Below are 18579 nucleotides of genomic sequence, written 5' to 3' on the forward strand. Positions count from 1 at the left end.
GTGGACTCCGCGGGCAAGCCTCGGATTCGGACTCAGGGGCCGGACCGTCATCGGGGTCGCGCCGCAGTCGTCCGCTGGCTTGGAGGGTATACGGCCGCACGATCAACTCAGCAAGACGACGCCTCTCGGTGCGCACCTCCGGATGCTTTGGTACGACGACTATCGACCAGGCGAGACGCAAGCGCTGACAGTCGAACGTGGGTCGACGGCGCGCGACGTCGTCCTGACGGCCCAGCAACATCCCTTGCCGTTCACCCAAACGGCCGAAACGCTTATCGCTCTCCAACTCGCGAGCTACATCATCTTCATCGCTGTCGGAACGTGGCTCGTCCTCGTTCGGCCCGCGCGGTTCACCTGGGGATTCTTCGTCTGTTGTCTTGGACTGGCGGCAGCGCCGCCGATGATCGGATGGGCGGTCTCGGGCCTGAATTCCGTGCTCGGCCTCGTCGCCTTTTGCACTTGGATCGTCATCAATGACGTGGCCACCATAGGTTTTCTCGTCTTCGCCCTGCGTTATCCAAGCGACGAACTCGTCGGGTGGCGCGCACAGGTCGCGAGGTTCCTACCGCTCTTGCTCGCGGGGATGATCGCGCTCGATGCTTGGAGCGTGAGGGCGTGGTACACGGGCGACGCCTTACCGGCGTGGGCGACGTGGGCGAGCGACGCGGCGGGATTCAGCGCGTGCATCGTGGGCGTGTTGTCGCTCGTCATGACATACCGGTCCGCCACTCCGCGCGACCGGCAGCGCCTTCTGTGGAGCATCATCGGATCGTGTGTCGGCTTCATCGGCTGGTTCATGTCGATCGCGTTTGCGAATCAAGGGTGGTTCATCGCGAGCCGCATCTCGGGGTTCGCGATGCTCGCGATCCCGTTGTCGGTGGGCTACGCAGTCATCAAGCACCGCGTGGTCGACGTGCGCTTCGCTCTGAACAGGGCGCTCACGTTCAGCATCATCGCTTCGTGTCTCGTCGGCATCCTCGCGCTCACGTACTGGGGCACGGCATCCGTTTTGCAGCAGAGCCATGCGCAGCTGATCGTGCAGATCGCGATCGCGATGCTCGTGGGCGTCGCTCTGCAACGTATCTACGGTCGCGTAGAACGGTGGCTCCGGCATGCTTTGTTCCGCGGTCACGAGCGGGCCGAAGCGGCGCTCGACGCCGCGGCGGGCATCTTGGCCGTCGCGACGTCGTTCGATAGGCTCGACGCACTTCTCGCGGTGGAGCCGGCGGAGGCGTTGCAACTCGAATACGCCGGCGTGTATCGCAGCGGCCCCGACGGTGGGTTTCGGCGCGTCGCCAGCGCCGGTTCGAGCGCTTCGTTGCCCGACCGCATTTCTGCCGACGACTCGTCGACCGTGCGCTTACACGCGCAGTCTTTCTTCATAGAAGAAGCCGGCGTTCCGTTCGCCATCCTCGTGTGCGGTCCGCACCGCAGCGGAACCGTCCTGGATCCGGACGAGATCAAGATGATGCGCCGATTTTCGGATGCGGGTGCGCGCGCCTATCGGGGTTTAGCGATGCGTTCGCAGCAGACGAAGCGCCTCGCCGAGCTGTTGCAATCGGCTCCGCAGGTCGAGCACGACGGGCTTGCCGACTTCCTCACGGATCAGGTCATGAATTCGCTTGCGGCCGATGACCGCGCTATCGTCGTCGCGTGCGCGACCGTTCCCGACGCGACCGGCGATGAGATTGCGGAAGCCATCGGTTCCGGTTCAGTGAGTAATCGTGTAACCGAACTGCTCGCCACGACGCCATTCATCGTTCGGGGCGATGAAGGCTATCGAGCTCATCGGATGCTGGAGTCCGTTCTTCGCCGGCGCCTTCCGGACGGCGGTCGCGACGCGTTGACGCGCTGCGCTGCGCGTGCGTCGCGCGAAGGCGACCACATACGCGCCGCGCGCCGGTACATGCAGGCAGGCGATCGCGTGCAGGCGTTTGTTTCGCTCGAGACGTTCATGTCGAACAGCGGCCTCGAGCACCCGGACGTGACCGACGATCTGTACGCGCTCGTGGAATCCGCGACGACCGCCGAACTCAAGCGATATCCCAACCTGCTCGCGGCGCGCGTCTTCCGGCTGTGTCTGGTCGCGGAGAATCCGTCCGTGCGCAACGAGTCGCTTGCAGTTTGGCAAGTGCCGCTCGAAATCGATCGTGACGGTCACGACCGGCTCACCGCGAGCCTCGCGTTTGCCGTCTGCGAGTCCGGAGAACCGGAACGAGCGCAGCGCATGCTCGATAACCGCAAAGGCGCGCTCGGGAGCGCCGTCCGCGCGATTATCGAAGGCAAGCGAGGCGGCACGCGCGCCTGCGAGGCTCTTGCGCTCCAAACCGCGATGGAAGCGGATGCGTCGAGCGTCGCCGAGAGGATCGCATTGCTCGCGCGTTCGCAATACGTCGATCGGCTCTCCGGCCGCTGGCCGGAATCAAGGCTTCTCGCCGAGCGCATCGGCGCCGGGCACGGGCCCTGGTCGACACTGTCGCTGGTCGAGCAGCTCATTACTGCTTGGACCGCGGACGACGCCTCGTGTCGAGCACTGGCGCACAGCCTACTCGAGGAGTTGTCGGGCCCTGCAAAAGACTCGCTCGCGCATCTCGCGGAGAATGCGGGCGGCGGCACGCGGTCGCCGGCAACCACGTGTTATCCGAAGTATGCCGCGTATTCATGGTTGATGCGGGCGTGCAACGAGATCGACGACGCCGATGCGATTCGTTGTGCCGAACGCGCCGCGGAGAGCGCTGCGATCGCGAGAGAACCGTATCTCCAAGTCCTCACGCTCGCGTGCCTCAGTGAGCTTGACGCGGAACGTCGCTTCGCCCACCTCGCGAGCGCCGTCGCGACCGCGCGCGAGACCGAGGCGGATGCGTTGACATCGTCGATCATGTCGCTCGTCGCCGATGATATCGATGCGGGGATGCTTGCGCCCGTGATCGCTCGCATGCGCAGGCGCAGCGCGAGCGGTGCGCCGCCGATCACGGTAGAGGTCGCATCCGGCACGGTGAGACGGGGGCGAGAACCCGTCGCCCTTTCGGAAGGCGAGACGGCTCTGGCCATCGCGCTCGCTCGCTCACCGCGGCCGAGCGCGAGCGGCGAACTTGTCGAAATGCTGTGGCCCGACCTCGACGAGGCGAATGGCGCCAGGGCGCTACAGACATGCGTCTATCGCTTGCGGTCGAAGATCGGCGATCCCAACGCGGTCGAAAGCGTGGCGCAAGGATACCGCCTCAGACGGGGGACGACCGTCGACGTCTGGGAGGCCGATCGGCTGTTGGCGGAGTTGCCCGCAAGTTCGGCCCCGGACGAGTTCCAGCGCGCCCGGCTGGAAAGCATCGTTCGCCGCCTCGGGTCGGCTCGCCGGATGTCGAACTTCGCGTGGGAGTGGTACGCCGAAGTTGAGCGTCGCGTCGCGGATTTGCTGCGGCTCGCGCGACAGCGCCTCGCGGACGATGATCTCAAACGCGGTCGTGCGCAACGGGCGCTTGAGATCGCCCGCGACATGATCGCGGCCGACGAGTTCGACGAGTCCGCTCGCGAGCTGGCGATCCGCGCTCACCTCCTCATCGGCGACGTCGCCGAGGGCAGGCGCGAGTTCCGACGATACCGCGATCTCCTTCTCCGGGAACTATCGACCGAGCCGGCTGCGTCCCTCGCCGCGCTTCTGAAAATCGAAGACAGCCCCGAGCCGTAAGCGCTCCGTGAGCGGTCCGCAGCGCGCGACCCCGCGCGGTATTGGCCGCCGTCAGCCGGCCGTGCCTGCCTTCCCTTAGACTTCGAACATCAACGTACTGCACCGTCGTTCGCACGGCCGTCTGGGGGAGACACGTTCATCATGAGTCACATGCGAGTCAAGTTCTCTGTCGGCGCCGCCTTCGTAGCGGCGTGCGCAGCGTTCGCGGTCGCTGCCGCGGCGATGCTGCCCGCGAGCTCGTCTCCGATCGCAAGCACCGTCACCGTCACGGAGTGTTCGTCCAGCTCGCCGTGCATCGACGTCAGGAATTCAAGCACCGGCCAAGCGGTTCGAGGGAGCTCGGCTCAAGGCGACGCCATCTCGGGCCGGACGAAAGCGTTCAGCGCCAAAGGAGGCGCGCGTGACGTGATGGCCGGCGTGCTCGGCGAGGATGTGTCCGTACCTCCAGCCGGACAAGAGAACTTCAGCTCTGGATTGGCCGGACGTTCGCAGACCGGTTTCGGCATCACGGGCTTCAGCAAGATCCACGCCGGCGTCGTCGGGTCGACGACCAACCCTAGTCTTTCTGACGGCTACGGCACGGCCGGCGTCGAGGGCTTCGATCAATCCAACGACGGTGGCCAGAACAATCTGGGCGTCGAGGGCGGAACGACCGCTGGCACCGGCGTCTTCGGGTTCTCGTCGCTCGGCAACGGCGTTCGCGGCATCACGTTCAATCCAAGTTCGCAGAACCAACAGCATCGCGCAGCGGTCTTCGGGATCGACATGTCCACCGATGGCGGCGGGCTCAACTTCGGCGTCGCCGGCTTCAGCCCGGCGACGGGAATCGCCGGACTGAGCGTTGCCGCGCCGACAACCCAGGGCGCGCCGATCGCGCCGGCGGTCGCTGCCGTGTGTCTGAACGGCGGCGCAGCGATCCAAGCGGTGACGAGCCTCGCGCTTCCTTATACGTTGCTCATGACGCTGGATTGCGGCGGAAACCTCACCGTCTCGGGAACGATAATGTCGCAATCCGCGATGGTCGATACGAAGACGGTCGATGGACGCGACGTCGCCGCCTACCAGGCTCGGCAGACGCAAGCGACGATCGAGGACTTCGGTGAAGGTCAGATCGTCAATGGAATCGGTGCGGTGCGGCTCAACGCCGACTTCGCCTCGACGATCGATCGACGCGGCAATTACCTGGTGTTCATCACACCCGAAGGCGACAGCCGCGGATTATACGTCGAACACAAGACGAGCGCCGGCTTCGAGGTCCGGGAGAGCCAGGGTGGGCGCTCCACCATCGCGTTCTCGTACCGTATCGTCGCCCGCCCGATGGGTGCTGACGGGGACCGCCTGCCAGCGGTGAGAGATGTCATGGCGCGCGAGTCCGCCGGCGTCCATCGCTCGGGAGTGACGGCAGCGAAGATGTTGCGGCAGCTTGGGATCACGAAGGCGGCGTCGCCCTCAGTCGTCGGTGAATAACTTTTCGGCAGCGACGATGGGACCGTCGAAATACGGGATCCGAAGGTTGCTCGCCGCGCTTCGGAAGCCCGATATGCTGGAACGGCTGCCGCTCGCCGTTGAACTCAAGGTCGCACTCGGCGCGGCGACGGCGCGCGAAGCGGTGATCAAGGTGGTCGATCGGGCGTTCAGCGTGCGGACGCCGTCGAACGAGCTCATGCGAGCGGTGGTCGTTTCGGGCGATGTCGAGGGGAACAAGGCGTCGTACGTCGCGGCCACTCTCCACGTTTCGATGCGCACGCTGTTTCGTCGGCGCTCGGATGCCGTCGAGGCGATCGCGGCGGCGATCGACGGGATCGTCCATCATTCATCGAACGGATCGTACCTGCCGGAATAGCCGAGGTCCAAGAGCGGCCGCGGCCGAACGCGCTGAGCGATGTCCCCAGAGGGAAGGTCCTCAAGAGGCCCCGTCTTCGTTTTGTTTTTCGAAGCGGTGGCGACGCTGCTCTGCGTCGCGATCATCGTGCCTCCCGCAAACCGCGTCATGCTCATCGCGACGGTCGCGGCCGTCGAGCTCACTCCGTACATCCTTATCCTCAGTGCGATCGGGCTGTTCGCTGCGTTGCGCTTTGGGGGCCGCCTCAGGACACCGGTGGCCTCGCTAGCGGCGATAAACATACTGTTTTGCGCGATACCGATCGTCGCGACTGTGCGGTCTGGAATCCCGTTGCGATTGCCCGTGATCCCGAGAGCGAGCGACATCGTCGAGTTTTCGGTCCCGGTCGATCTCGGCGTCGAGCGAACTTCGATCCGCGCCTATCTGCCGCGCTCGGGTCAGAACAATCCGGTCGTGTTCGCGATCTACGGAGGGGCGTGGCAATGGGGTTCGCCGGACAATGATGCGACGCTCAATCGATATCTCGCGGCGAGAGGCTATGCGGTATTTGCGCTCGACTACAGACATGCTCCGGCTTATGAGTTTCCGACGCCGCTCGGCGATGTGCGGGCGGAAATCGCGCTCGTCACGAGCCAGGCGAAGAAGTATCGGATTGACACGCGACGGATGGCGATCCTCGGCCATTCGTCGGGCGGCCAAATGGCGGAATTGAGCGCGTTCGCTCCAGGTACGCCCTTCCGCGCGCTCGTGAGTTTCTCGGGCGCGGTGGATCTCACTATGGGATACGAGTTTCCCCCATCGCCCGATCCCATCGGCGTTCCGGAGATCATAAGCTCGTACATGGGAGGAACACCAGTTCAAATGCCGGGCCGCTACCATGCCGCATCTCCGATCGACAACGTGCGCTGCGGGTCGCCTCCGACATTGCTCATATATGGCAACAGGGACCACGTCGTAGACTTTCGCTCGGCGCTGAGATTGCGCGATGCGCTTCGATCGTGCGGGACCGACGTCACGCTGCTCGAGCTTCCATGGACGGAACACGGATTTGAGGACGTTCCTTGGGGCCTTCACGCGTCGATCGCGTTCGCTGAAGTCGAAACGTTTCTGCACCGTACGTTGCAGTAGAGAAGAACTGCTAAGAGTTTGGAGTCTGGCATGCCGCAAGCATCGATTCTCATCGCAGCGGTGATCATCGCAGGGCTAATCGGATACGCGCTGGGACGTGCGCGTGGCCGAGAAGGAGCGACCGGTCAAGGGCGTCTCACACTCGACTCGCCGCCGACCACCACGAAGACGGATCTCGCGGTTCCGACGTCGTCGACGTCTTCGGCCCTCGCCGATACCCTGGAATCGCTGGTCGCGTCAATGCCAGGAGCGGTGACGCCCTCGGTTCAAGCGGGCGCACACGTGTCCATCAAGACGGACGTCACAAGAATCTTCGAACTTCCGAGCAAGGATTTGGCGGAAGCGGTCGCAGAGCGGGAGCGCGCAAAAGGGATGTCGGTCGTCGTCGCACCTCCCGACGCATCGGGCCAGATGTGGCGCGTCACCGCGACGAAGTCGCAAAGCTAAACGGTCATTACGGTCCGGCGCTGCGGGCGGCTACGTGGAGCTCAGCCGCGCGAAGGTTGCCAATTCGGTCGCCTTGATTAGGTCGACGTAGTTGGCGCCCCGCACCACGTCGTTAGAGAATCGTTGAGGCCGTTTTTGGTTTCGTCTCCGACCCAGGCGACGTGTCCATCCGGCCGGATCAACACGGCGGTCGGAGCGGCGACCGTTCCCAATGCGGGCAACGCCCACACGCCGTCGTATTTCGCGTCGATCAGCCGTACACGATCCATCCACGGGGTGATGTCAAAGCCGTTTGGGTCGCCGAAGTTGAGCAGCACCGGCCGCGCAGCGTGCAGCGTGGCGAACACCCGCAGCGGGCCATCGGTTGTGACCAAGTCGAGGTCCGGCATGCGACGTCCGACAAGCGGGTGTCCGCCGCCAAGATCGTAGCGAACGTCCAGACCAGACATGCTCGCCGCGAAACGCTTGCGAGGTTCGTCCATGCGGAGAAGCTCTGACATCATTTCACGCAAGGCGTTGATACGGTCGTCTGCGCGGTTGCGAAGCACCCCTTGGGCCATGTTGTTGCGCAGCACGCTCGCGCCGATCGGGTGACGCTCGACGTGGTAGGTATCCAGGACGCTCTCTGGCGACGTCTTCTTGACCACTTGAGCAAGCTTCCATCCCAGATTCACCGCATCTTGGACACCGATGTTGAGTCCTTGGCCGCCGACCGGGCTATGCACGTGCGCGGCATCGCCGGCCAACAAGACCCGCCGGTCGCGGTATGCGGCGGCTTGCCGAGCCATGTCGGTGAAACGGGAGATCCACCTTGGGTTGTGGATTCCGTAATCGGTTTCACACACGGCGATGAGCGACTCACTCACATCGCGCAATGTAGGCTCGCTACTCGGTCCGAGTCGCTGTTCGCCCACGACGAGTCGCACTCCATCATCGTCCAACCTATTGAGCGCGTAGAACCCTCGCGCATCGTGGTGGATGCCTGCCACCGGCTCGCCCGTCATCTCAGCCTCGGCGATCAGCCAACTCGTGGTAGGATCCCATCCGGGAAAGTCGATACCGGCCGTCTTTCGGACCGTACTACGGCCGCCGTCGCAACCTACGAGATATTGCGCACGCATGGATCTGCCATCGGACAACTGCACGTCGACGGCGTAATCGTCCTGTCGGAAACCCGTCACCTCACACTCGCGATGGATACGCACCCCCAGTTCGTCGACCCACTCGGCCAGTAATCGCTCGATGTGCTTCTGGAAGAGCCCGAGCACGTAGTTATGCCGAGTCGGAAAGTCGCTGATGTCGAGCGAGGTGTCGGCAAAATGGACGACAGGATAGGTTTTCCCATGCGCTAGGAACCGCTCAGCGATGCCACGCTGATCGAGAACTTCGATCGTGCGCGAGTGCAGGCCACCCGCACGCGAGCCGACGATCTCTTGGTTAGCACGCCGTTCGACAACGGTTACGTCGACCGCGGCGAGCGCCAGTTCACCCGCCAGCATCAGGCCAGTCGGGCCCGCGCCCACAACGGTCACCTCTGCGTCCATACGTCCGGCATTGTACGACACGACCAGAGGCTTGCCGCAAGTCCCCATCCATGGTGTATAATGAAACTGGAGAAGAGCAGTGAAGGCGACTATTTAGTCGCCTTCGCTGTGTACTAGGCCGAACAGATCGTTGCGGTTACAACAGGCCGATGACGTTGTTCCCCGCCGGTACGACGAGCAAGCCCTCCGAAAAGGCCATGCCGCTTTGGGGCGCTGCGCCCAAGCTCAACGTCTGCAACGACTTTCCAGATTGTGCGTCAAAGACGTCGACATTGCCCGCTTGCGTGCCGCATACCAGTAGGTCGCCGGACAGCGTGTTCGTTATGACAAGCGGCGGAACGGAGAACGCGTCGCCACTTAAGGTCTGAACCCACTTGATGTTCCCAGTGCGGGTACTAAGGGCGACGAGCTGATTGCTATTTTGGATGAAGTAGCCGATGCCTTTTGCGAACGCCGGCGTCACCAAGCTATTGAACGTGCTTACCGGGGACCCGTTGGTCGCATTCAATGCCAGCCCTGGCGGACTGCTTGCCCACGATTCAGTGTACAGCAGACCTCTGTATAGCACAGCCGTGGCGCCGCCACCGCCTTCACAGCCGCCGGAGTAGTGCCAGATGAGCGTGCCCGTCGAAGGAGCGAAGTCGTATGTCTGTGGGCAGACATAGGAGACAAAAACTCCGGTCTTCGTGACGACCGGCGATGAGTCGTCGCCGTTCTCCACTGAGGCCGTCCATCTGACCGTACCGTCAGTCTCCCTCACCGCATAGACGGTGCCGCCGCTGCCGGCGCCGCCCGTATATACCATGCCGTTCCCGGTCGCAGGCGGCGACGAGAATGAATACTGACCCGGCATTTGCGTGAGCCACAACGATCTGCCGTTGCGCGCTTCGAAAGCGCTCATGAGGCCGCTTCCGGAAAGGCTGAATAGTTCGCCGTGGTCGTACGCCGTGCCGATGGACGACTCGTCTTTGCCCCAGAGCATCTTGCCTGTCGCCGCACTCAAGGCGTACACGAAGCTGCCACCGACGAAGACTCGTCCGTTCGCAATAACCGGATACGTAGAGAACTGACCGACCGAGGCTGTCCACTGAACCTTGAGTGGGAGCTGGATTGTGGGTCCATCGATGGCGCCCGTGTGCCTCGGGTTGATCTGATACGTGACTGCGTCTTCGGCCTCGCCCACGAAGTCCGGATCGGCGCCGCCGGTGGACTTCCCAAAGGCGGGACCGTGAACAAGACCCGCGCGAGTCGCGACGACCTGATGTGCGGGCGCATTTCCAGCCGATGATGGCACCGCGCTCTCCATGCTGACCGCACACGTCAAAAGCAAAAAAGCTACGACAGAAAGGTACTTCATTTGAATCCTCTCCCGATCGAGCAAGAATAGTTGCGGCACCAGTATAGGCGCAGCGCGGCGCCAAGTCAATTGCAAAGAATAACAAAAACCCTCGGACGCGCCAAGGGCTTTGGTTGCGGGGGCGTGATTTGAACACGCGACCTTCGGGTTATGCTTGCTACTTCGGCTTTCGCCGCTCCGCCGCCGCTCGACGGATTCGTAGTCTGGACTTTCCCTTCACCCCGACGAGTACGTCTGGGTGCCTGCCATCAAGTCTCTACACCTTCCTCGCATTGGCGAGGCTTGGCTCGGGATTACCCTGCTAACGGCTTCCCCGACTTTGACAGGTATCCCGTAAGAATCGCTTCTTACGGAGCCCACGATGCGATCGGTCACTATTCATGCAGCTCCAGCAGTGGCCGCTGCTTGCCGATCGCGAGTTTCGAGCCCGACGAGCTACCGGACTGCTCCACCCCGCGCTCCGTAGGTACAACGCTTCGTACGAGCGTACCTGTCGAACGATGTTGCATCCATCGACATTTTCGATAGTCGCCTGCGATACCGACACAAGCGAAGTCGGTGTGGCCGTCCAATCGAAATTCCTTTCCGTCGGTTCTGCTGTGCCGTGGGCGATCGGCGGCGTCGGCGCGATTGCGACGCAGGCATGGGCGAACACGACGTACGGCCCGCGTGGTCTCGCGTTGTTGCAAGAAGGCAAGGCTCCCGAGGAGGTCATCGATTGGCTGACTTCGTCGGACGAGCATCGAGACGAGCGACAGCTCGGCATCGTCGACGCGACCGGACGCTCGGCGACTTACACCGGCGTGCACTGCATGGATTGGGCAGGCGGCATCGCCGGAGCGAACTTCGCAGCACAGGGGAACATCCTCGCGGGCAAAGGCGTCGTCGACGGCCTTGCGAGCGCATTTCAACAAACGCGAGGCTACCTCGCCGATAGGCTCATCGCCGCGTTACGTGCCGGACAGGCCGCCGGCGGCGACAGGCGCGGGAAGCAAAGCGCCGCTTTGTACATCGCAAAACCGGGCGGCGGTTACGCCGGCTTCAACGATCGTTATGTCGACCTGCGTGTCGACGATCATCCGGATCCGATCGAAGAGCTCGCGCGCATCCTCGAGCTCCACAAGCTCTACTTCTTCAAGGCAGAACCGCATGACGTCCTAACGATTGATGCGAGCCTGAAGAATGAGATCGACTCGCTCGTAGCCCGGGCCGGCGCGAAGTCGCTCGTCGAGTTCATGCATCGCGAGAATCTCGAGAATCGAGTCCGCGACGACGACACGGTCGACAAACAGACGCTCGGCTATCTCCGCGATTTCGTCAAGAGGTGACGATCGACGTCGCGTCGTTCGCGGCGCGCATTCCAAAGGCTGAACTCCACGTCCACCTCGAAGGCACGATCTCGCCGGACGCGTACGTCCGCATCGCGCACCGCAACGGACTTGACCCTAAGGATGCCGATGCGATCTTCGCATGCCACGATTTTCCGTCGTTTTTGCGCGCCTTTCTCGACGTCGTCAAAGCGCTTCGACGGCCGGAAGATTTCGCCGAGCTAGCGACGGAGTATCTGACGCGTTCAGCGGCGGACAACGTCCGTCACGTCGAGTTCTTCATCTCGCCGGCGACGCAACGCAAATTCGCGCCCGAACTCGATGCCAATGCGATGATCGTGGCGGTCTGGTGTGCGTGCGAACGCGCGCGCAGGGAACGCGGCGTGACGTCTAGGCTCATCATCGATATGGTCCGCAACCTAGGTGAAGAAGAAGCGCTGCTCGACGTCGATCTCGCCGTGGCATCAGCGGACAAGGGAGTCGTCGGCATCGGACTCGGCGGCGACGAACGTCGCTTTCCGGCGCGCGATTTCCAACGCGCCTACGCAAAAGCGCGCGAGCGAGGTCTGCGCCGCACGGCGCATGCGGGAGAAGCTGCAGGCGCGGAGAGCATCGTCGATGCGGTCGAACTGCTCGGCGCCGAACGGATCGGTCATGGGGTTGCTGCAAAAGGCAAGCCCGAGGTCCTCGCACTGCTGCGCGGTCGCGGCGTCACGATCGACGCATGTCCGACGAGCAATCGATTCACAGCCGCCCTCGCGAAAAGCGAGGTGCATCCGCTCCGCGAGTTCCTCAATGCCGGCGTCAGCGTGACACTGAGCAGCGACGACCCGTCATTCTTCAGGACGAGCGTCACCGCGGAATACGAGCACGCCGCAGCGCTCGGCTGCGGCGTGGAGGAGATAACTGCGATCGCCAAAGCGAGTTTCGAGCGATCGTTTCTGCCTGCGAGCGACAGGCAGCGTCTAGTCGAGGAGGTCGACGCCTATGTCGACGGGCTCGGGATCACGCGATAACCCGAGACCTTGCCGCTCGCATCAAGCTTCATCTTGACGATGAGCGTGCCGTTCGAGAAATCGGCTTCGAAGTCGTAGGCGCCGTCCGGCTCGGTGCCGGTCTGCTTGAGGCCTTTATAGTCTCCGTGCTGGTGCATGAGGTCCGAGAGCGCGCCCAACTCTGCGCGCGTCACCGTCTTGGCGAGGTCCGGGGTGAAGTTCTTCGTCGCCGAGTCGATGTCGTCGTTGTACACTGCTCTCGTCACGTCGTCGGCCGTCCTCGACTCGCCCGAGCCGCAGCCCGCGAGAGCGAGGACGGCGCAACCGCAAACGATGATCGCCCTGATCGTCGTCATCTGTCTAGATCGTCCCCCAGCCGTAGCTGGTCACCGCGACCTGCTGCTCGCCGCCGACCGGAGTCGGATGGACGAGCGTCGTCTGTGCGACGAAGTTCGTCGGCTGTCCGGACGAGCCGTGCGGCTGCAAGACCGCGACCTGGCGGCGAAGTTGATCGACTTGATCGTGCTGGTATGCGACCTCGCGCTTCAGATCGGAAACGAGCGCCGCTTCGTTCGCGTACGCCTTCTTCTCGGAGTTATAGGCGGCAGTCGCATCGTCACGCTGCGCCGCGAGCGAGGCCTCGTTGGCCGCGTCCTGCGCGTATTTCGCATGCACCTGCTTGTTGTGGTTGATGATGATCAACGCTGCAGCAGCACCCCCGAGGATGATGTTGCGCGTGCTCGCCGCACCGTCAGCCGACACCGGCCCTTGCGGGGCAAGCGCCAGAAGCATAGCGGCGATAATGGAAACACCGATGATCCGCGATAGTTTCATGTAAGTGGACACCTCCGCACCCTGAGCAACGTATTTGGTATACCCAATTGTCGCGAGCGCTCCCTCGCCCTGTCCCGAAATACGCGTCACAACCAAGGATGCCAATTTGTACCTGAGACACCGGGAACCAAAAATATTCGAGCGCACGTTCAGGATTGTAGTCCTTTCTTCTTGGTGGTACACTATAAACTGGTGGGGTGGTCTAGCCCTTGGAAAGCCATTTTTCTTTGCGTTGCGACATCTGCGGCGAGTCGAAAGATAAGCTGGTCAGACTTCCAGATCAGCCTAGGCTTGTGATGGTGTGTTCCGACTGCCTTATGCTGCCGCACGAGAAGCCGTCTAAAGAACCGATCGAGTCCCGTCGGCGGAAGCGACCAAAACCGCCGCACTGATGCGGCCGTCTTTAATGTTAACGTCTCTTCCCCGCCTTCGGTTTTGGCTCGGACAGGGTCTCTAAGAAAGCTTGAATCGCGTCATTACGCGGTAAGGTGTTCTTGATTTTCTCTCGCTTCTCGGACGGGTCGCTCGTTGTTTTTTGTCAACAATTCCGGCAAGGATAAGCGAGCCTAATTCGGAAGTTAGGCAACCCTAACTCGCGCTTATAGGTTTGCCACAATGACTACGTCCGCCTTGAAATCGGCGCCCGCCGTCGCCCCCGACGAGCACGAAGTAAGCCCGAACGTCGAGATGTATCTCAAATCGATCGTCCGGCTGTTTGACGGCGCCGAACCCGTGCCGACATCGGCGATCGCCCACGAGCTCGCGGTCTCGCCCGCCTCGGCATCGTCGATGCTCAAGCGCCTCGACTCGGACGGTTACGTCCGGCACGACGGCCGGCACGGCGTCATCCCGACGCATGCCGGCGCGCGGATCGGCGCGCTCACGCTCCGTCGCCAACGGCTTGCGGAGCGGCTTCTCGTCGATTGTCTCGGCGTGTCGTGGGAGGCTGCGAGCGCGGAAGCGTGCCGGCTCGAGCACGCGATCTCGCCGCTCGTCGAGCGCCATCTAGCAGCGTTCATGGGGAACCCGACGACGTGTCCGCACGGTCATCCGATCCCGCGCGACGACGGATCGTTGTGGCAGCACGAGGACGCGATCGACCTCGCCGACGTCGCGCTCGGCATTCCCGCGGTTGTGCTCGAGGTGAAGAACGAGATCCCCGAACTGCTGCGCTTTCTCGACGAGATCGGCGTCAAGCCGGGTGTCAGCGTGTCGGTCGTATCGCGCGAGCGCGCCGTCGGACTTCAGAAGATCGAAGTCGGCGGTAAGCAGCACGCCGTTAGCGTCCAACTGGCCGCCGCCGTCGTCGTGAGAAACCCGCAAGCGTGATCTCGAAGATCTTACCGCGCGGCGGTGTCATCACTGCGGCCGCGCTCGTCATCGCGATCACCACCCTGTTCGTGACGCCGGCCCGTGCTCAGAACGATCTCTCGCCGACGGACGCGCAGATAGCGCAAGCCGAATCAGCGGCTCAGCGCGACTTCGATCTGCTTCCCGCCTTGCCGCCCGTAGCGACCGGTCATCTCAAGACGATCAGACTGATCGCGGAAGTGAAACCTTGGACGGTTGCGCCGGGGATCAGTGTCGACGCGTGGACGTACAACGGAACTGTGCCCGGACCGACGATCCACGTGCGCCAGGGCGATCGCGTCCGCGTTCTTTTCACGAATCATCTGCCCGAGCCGACGACCATCCACTGGCACGGGCTCGACGTTCCCGCGGACATGGACGGCGTTCCCGGCATGAGCCAACCGGCCGTCCAGCCGGGTCAGACGTTCGTCTACGAATTCACCGCGACCGATCCGGGCACGTACATCTATCACACGCACTACGACGATCTGTTCCAGCTCGATAGCGGGCTCTACGGCGCGTTCGTCGTCGACCCGGCGAAGCCGGCGAAGGATCGCTACGATCGCGACTACCTCATGCTCGTGTCGTCGTGGCGCATACACAGCACGGCGGAGAACTACTTCAGCATCGACGGCAAGAGCTATCCGCTGACGAAGCCGTTCATGGTGCGAAAAGGCGATCGCGTTCGCCTGCGGACGATCGACATCAGCGGAACCGAATTCCACACGATGCACTTGCACGGGCATCGCTTTCAGATCGTCGCGATAGACGGCCAGGACGTCGCGCCCGCGCAACGCCAGAACATGGTGACCGTCAATATCGGCCCGGGCGAAACCCGCGACCTCGCGTTCACCGCGAACGCTCAGCCTGGCACATGGATGGTGCACTGCCACGTCGCCGACCACATGATGAACGGCGGCGTCGGCCCCGGCGGACTTATCACGACGATCCAGTACGAAGGCGTACCATCGACGATGGGCTCGATGGCGATGGCGGACAAGATGCGCCCGATGCCCGCCGACGGCGGTGAAGGCGGAGGTGCGATCGGACCGCCGCTCGACGCGACGACGACGATCATCCTCGGGGCGATCGCCGGGCTGACGATTTTCTTCGGACTGCCGTTCGCCGCGATGAAGAACTTGCCGACTCGTGGCATCGCGTTTCTCAACGCGACCGCGATCGGCGTGCTGTTCTTCCTGCTCTACGACATATTGAAGCAGGCCGGCGAGCCGATCACGACGGCCCTCGCCGCGACGCAGGTCGGCGTGAGCGCCGCACCGTTCGTGACCCTTGTCGCGACGTATCTCACCGGCCTGACGATCGGCCTCGTCGGCCTCGTCATCATCTCGCGCTTCGCGCTCAACCGCTATAAGAGCGGCGGCGAGATCTCGCCGATGGGGCTCGCGATGACGATCGCGCTCGGCATCGGGTCGCACAATTTTAGCGAAGGGCTCGCGATCGGCCAATCAGCTGCGACCGGGGCGGTGCAACTTGCGGTCGTCTTGATCATTGGTTTCGGTTTGCACAACATGACCGAGGGCTTCGGAATCGCGGCGCCGCTCGCGGGCCGGGCACCGACGGGTTTTTGGCAGATCTTGCGCCTCGGTCTCATCGGCGGCGCACCGACGTTCCTGGGCACCGTCGTCGGCTATCGATTCACGTCGCCGATCCTGTCGGTCGCGTTCCTGACGCTGGCCGCCGGCGCGATCATGTGGGTCATCGGCGAGATGACGAGCGCCGGGCGGCGCATCGGCCACAAGGAACTCGCCGCGTTCGGCGTGCTCGCCGGCTTCATCCTCGGCTTCGGCACGGATCTCGTGCTCGCCAGCGCCGGCGCCTAGTCAAGACCGCGGTCTTGTAGCGGTCGAGCTTTAGCTCGACCGGAGACGACTTTGCTATTGCTAGACCGCGGCGGTCGAGATAAATCTCGACCGCTCCCTTTTTTCTTCGCGAGGGGAGGCCGCGGCGCTCGAGATAAATCTCGACCGCTCCCATTTAGAGCGAATGCGAGAATGCTATTCTTCGGTTGGAGAGGTCTTTGCGAGGTCGGCGATGTTCTTGACGACCGTCGCGTCCGCGAGCGTCGTCGTATCGCCGAGCGGACGGTTTTCCATCACGTCGCGCAAGAGGCGGCGCATGATCTTGCCCGAGCGCGTCTTCGGCAGATCGGGCGTGAACGTGATGTATTTGGGCCGAGCGAACGCGCCGATCTTCGATGCGACGTGTTTGCGAAGATTGTCGGCGTCCTCTTTCGACCCGATGCCGCCGCCCTTCAACGTGACGAAAGCGGCGATCGCCTCGCCCGTGATGTCATCCTTCTTCGAGACGACCGCAGACTCTGCGACCATCGGATGATCGACGAATGCGCTTTCGACCTCGGTTGTCGAGATACGATGGCCCGAGACGTTCATGACATCGTCGACGCGCCCGAGCAGCCAATAGTAGCCCTCTTCGTCGCGCTTGCAGCCGTCGGCTGGGAAATAGTAGCCGAGATGTCCGAACTTGCTCCAGTACGTCGTAAGATATCGCTCGTGATCTCCCCACAGCGTACGCAGCATCGCCGGCCACGGCTTCGTGATGACGATATAGCCGCCGCCTCCGAGCGGCACCGATCCTCCGCTCTGATCGACGACGTCGGCAAATACGCCCGGATACGGGAAGGTGGCCGACCCGGGCTTCGTCTTCGTGATCCCCGGCAGCGGCGATAAAAGGATCATGCCGGTCTCGGTCTGCCACCATGTGTCGACGACCGGACAACGCCCGCCGCCTATATGCTCCGAGTACCAGATCCACGCTTCCGGATTGATGGGCTCGCCGACCGATCCGAGCAGCCGCAACGATGTCATGTCGTGCCGTTTCGGATACTCCGGTCCCCACTTCATGAACGTGCGGATCGCGGTCGGCGCCGTGTACAGAACGGTCACCTTGTACTTCTCGACGATCGCCCAAAAGCGGTCCTTGTCGGGGAAATCGGGCGTGCCTTCATAAAGCACGCTCGTCGTGCGATTCGCGAGCGGGCCGTAAACTATGTACGAATGGCCCGTGACCCAGCCGATGTCGGCGGTGCACCAGAAGACGTCGCGCGCCGGGTCGATGTCGAAGATATATTTGTGCGTCGACGACACGCCGGTGAGATAGCCGCCGGTCGTGTGCATGATGCCCTTCGGACGCGCGGTCGTGCCGCTCGAATATAATATGTAGAGCGGATCCTCGGCGGCCATCTTTTCGGGCTCGCATTTGTCGCTTTGACGAGCGACGACGTCGTGATACCAGTGGTCGCGGCCCGGCGTCCAATCGACCGCATCGCCGGTGCGTTTAAGGACGATGACCTTTTCGATCGACGGCGTTGCTTTGAGCGCGTCGTCGGCGATGTTTTTCAGCTGGATCTTGTTGCCGCGCCGCCAGCCTTGGTCTTGCGTGATGAGCGCCTTGCACGCTCCGTCTTGGATGCGGTCGCGCAAGCTGTCCGCCGAGAATCCGCCGAAGACGACCGAATGGATCGCACCGATGCGCGAACATGCGAGCAGTGCCGCCGGCAGCTCGGGAACCATGCCCATGTAGATCGCCACGCGATCGCCGCGTTTGACGCCGAGTTCTTTGAGCGCGTTCGCAAGGCGGCACGTCTCGGCGAGAAGATCTGCATACGTGAACGTCCGAGTATCGCCGGGCTCGCCTTCCCAGGCAAAAGCGACTTGGCTGCCATGTCCGGCCGCGACATGACGGTCGAGGCAGTTGTACGACGCGTTGATGAGGCCGCCGTCGAACCAGCGTGCGGCCTTGCGCGCGTCATCCCATTGGAGAACTGTCTTCCATGGCTCGAACCAGTCGAGGCGGCGCGCTTGCTCGGCCCAGAACGACTCGAAGTCCTTTGCGGCGCGCTCGTAAACCGCCGGGTCTTTCCACTGCGCCGTTTTCTGAAATTCCGGCGACGGCGCGAACGTGCGTTTCTCCGCGAAGAGCGCCTCGATCGCTTGTCCTTGATCAGTCGTCTGGTCGGCCATGGTGCCCCTTTTGACGGCCTTTCAGGGCCACTCCTTGCCGTGCATGGAAGCGGTCCGGCGAAGCGAA

Annotated in this window: 14 protein-coding genes; 9 read left to right on the plus strand and 5 right to left on the minus strand. The window is 63.0% G+C overall.

Annotated features, from left to right (window positions below; translation table 11 throughout):
* The first annotated feature begins 79 nt into the window (after positions 1-79).
* From VFO25_00930 to VFO25_00950, 5 genes are all read left to right on the plus strand, one after another.
* On the plus strand, positions 80-3685 hold the full coding sequence (locus VFO25_00930) for a BTAD domain-containing putative transcriptional regulator (protein HET9341461.1): 3606 nt from the start codon (positions 80-82) through the stop codon (positions 3683-3685).
* A 141-nt stretch (positions 3686-3826) separates the two neighbouring features.
* Positions 3827-5152, plus strand: a complete 1326-nt coding sequence (locus VFO25_00935) for a hypothetical protein (GenBank protein ID HET9341462.1) — start codon at positions 3827-3829, stop codon at positions 5150-5152.
* Between the two features lie 73 nt (positions 5153-5225).
* On the plus strand, positions 5226-5528 hold the full coding sequence (locus VFO25_00940; protein ID HET9341463.1) for a hypothetical protein: 303 nt from the start codon (positions 5226-5228) through the stop codon (positions 5526-5528).
* Between the two features lie 96 nt (positions 5529-5624).
* On the plus strand, positions 5625-6656 hold the full coding sequence (locus VFO25_00945) for an alpha/beta hydrolase (protein ID HET9341464.1): 1032 nt from the start codon (positions 5625-5627) through the stop codon (positions 6654-6656).
* A gap of 30 nt (positions 6657-6686) precedes the next feature.
* Positions 6687-7103, plus strand: coding sequence for a hypothetical protein (locus tag VFO25_00950; protein ID HET9341465.1), 417 nt, complete (start codon positions 6687-6689; stop codon positions 7101-7103).
* A gap of 77 nt (positions 7104-7180) precedes the next feature.
* On the opposite strand, the gene VFO25_00955 is transcribed toward VFO25_00950, so the two are convergent.
* The gene (locus tag VFO25_00955) at positions 7181-8695 is read right to left on the minus strand and encodes an FAD-dependent monooxygenase (GenBank protein ID HET9341466.1); all 1515 of its coding nucleotides are present in this window, start codon (positions 8693-8695) and stop codon (positions 7181-7183) included.
* An 88-nt stretch (positions 8696-8783) separates the two neighbouring features.
* Positions 8784-9941, minus strand: coding sequence for a PQQ-binding-like beta-propeller repeat protein (locus tag VFO25_00960; protein ID HET9341467.1), 1158 nt, complete (start codon positions 9939-9941; stop codon positions 8784-8786).
* A gap of 563 nt (positions 9942-10504) precedes the next feature.
* Here VFO25_00960 and VFO25_00965 point away from each other — a divergent pair.
* Positions 10505-11332 (plus strand): DUF1028 domain-containing protein, encoded by an 828-nt coding sequence (locus tag VFO25_00965; GenBank protein HET9341468.1) that lies wholly within the window; start codon positions 10505-10507, stop codon positions 11330-11332.
* Complete coding sequence (gene add / locus VFO25_00970; GenBank protein ID HET9341469.1) at positions 11329-12348, plus strand: adenosine deaminase; 1020 nt, start codon at positions 11329-11331, stop codon at positions 12346-12348. Before VFO25_00965 ends, add begins: the two co-directional genes overlap by 4 nt.
* Here the strand turns inward: add and VFO25_00975 are convergent.
* Positions 12318-12683 (minus strand): hypothetical protein, encoded by a 366-nt coding sequence (locus VFO25_00975; protein ID HET9341470.1) that lies wholly within the window; start codon positions 12681-12683, stop codon positions 12318-12320. The two genes, add and VFO25_00975, sit on opposite strands and share 31 nt — an antisense overlap.
* A gap of 4 nt (positions 12684-12687) precedes the next feature.
* Complete coding sequence (locus tag VFO25_00980) at positions 12688-13161, minus strand: hypothetical protein (GenBank protein HET9341471.1); 474 nt, start codon at positions 13159-13161, stop codon at positions 12688-12690.
* A gap of 630 nt (positions 13162-13791) precedes the next feature.
* Here VFO25_00980 and VFO25_00985 point away from each other — a divergent pair.
* Together VFO25_00985 and VFO25_00990 are read left to right on the plus strand one after the other, a co-directional pair.
* Positions 13792-14490 carry a metal-dependent transcriptional regulator gene (locus VFO25_00985; protein ID HET9341472.1) on the plus strand — a complete coding sequence of 233 codons (699 nt, stop codon included), beginning with the start codon at positions 13792-13794 and terminating at the stop codon, positions 14488-14490.
* A complete protein-coding gene (locus VFO25_00990; GenBank protein ID HET9341473.1) occupies positions 14487-16352 on the plus strand; it encodes a multicopper oxidase domain-containing protein in 1866 nt (621 codons plus the stop codon). The genes VFO25_00985 and VFO25_00990 overlap by 4 nt, the downstream gene beginning before the upstream one ends.
* A 174-nt stretch (positions 16353-16526) precedes the next feature.
* Here the strand turns inward: VFO25_00990 and acs are convergent, their stop codons facing one another.
* Positions 16527-18512 carry an acetate--CoA ligase gene (gene acs, locus VFO25_00995; GenBank protein HET9341474.1) on the minus strand — a complete coding sequence of 662 codons (1986 nt, stop codon included), beginning with the start codon at positions 18510-18512 and terminating at the stop codon, positions 16527-16529.
* Between the last annotated feature and the right edge of the window lie 67 nt (positions 18513-18579).

Source organism: Candidatus Eremiobacteraceae bacterium (genome assembly GCA_035710745.1).
GTDB lineage: Bacteria > Vulcanimicrobiota > Vulcanimicrobiia > Eremiobacterales > Eremiobacteraceae > JANWLL01.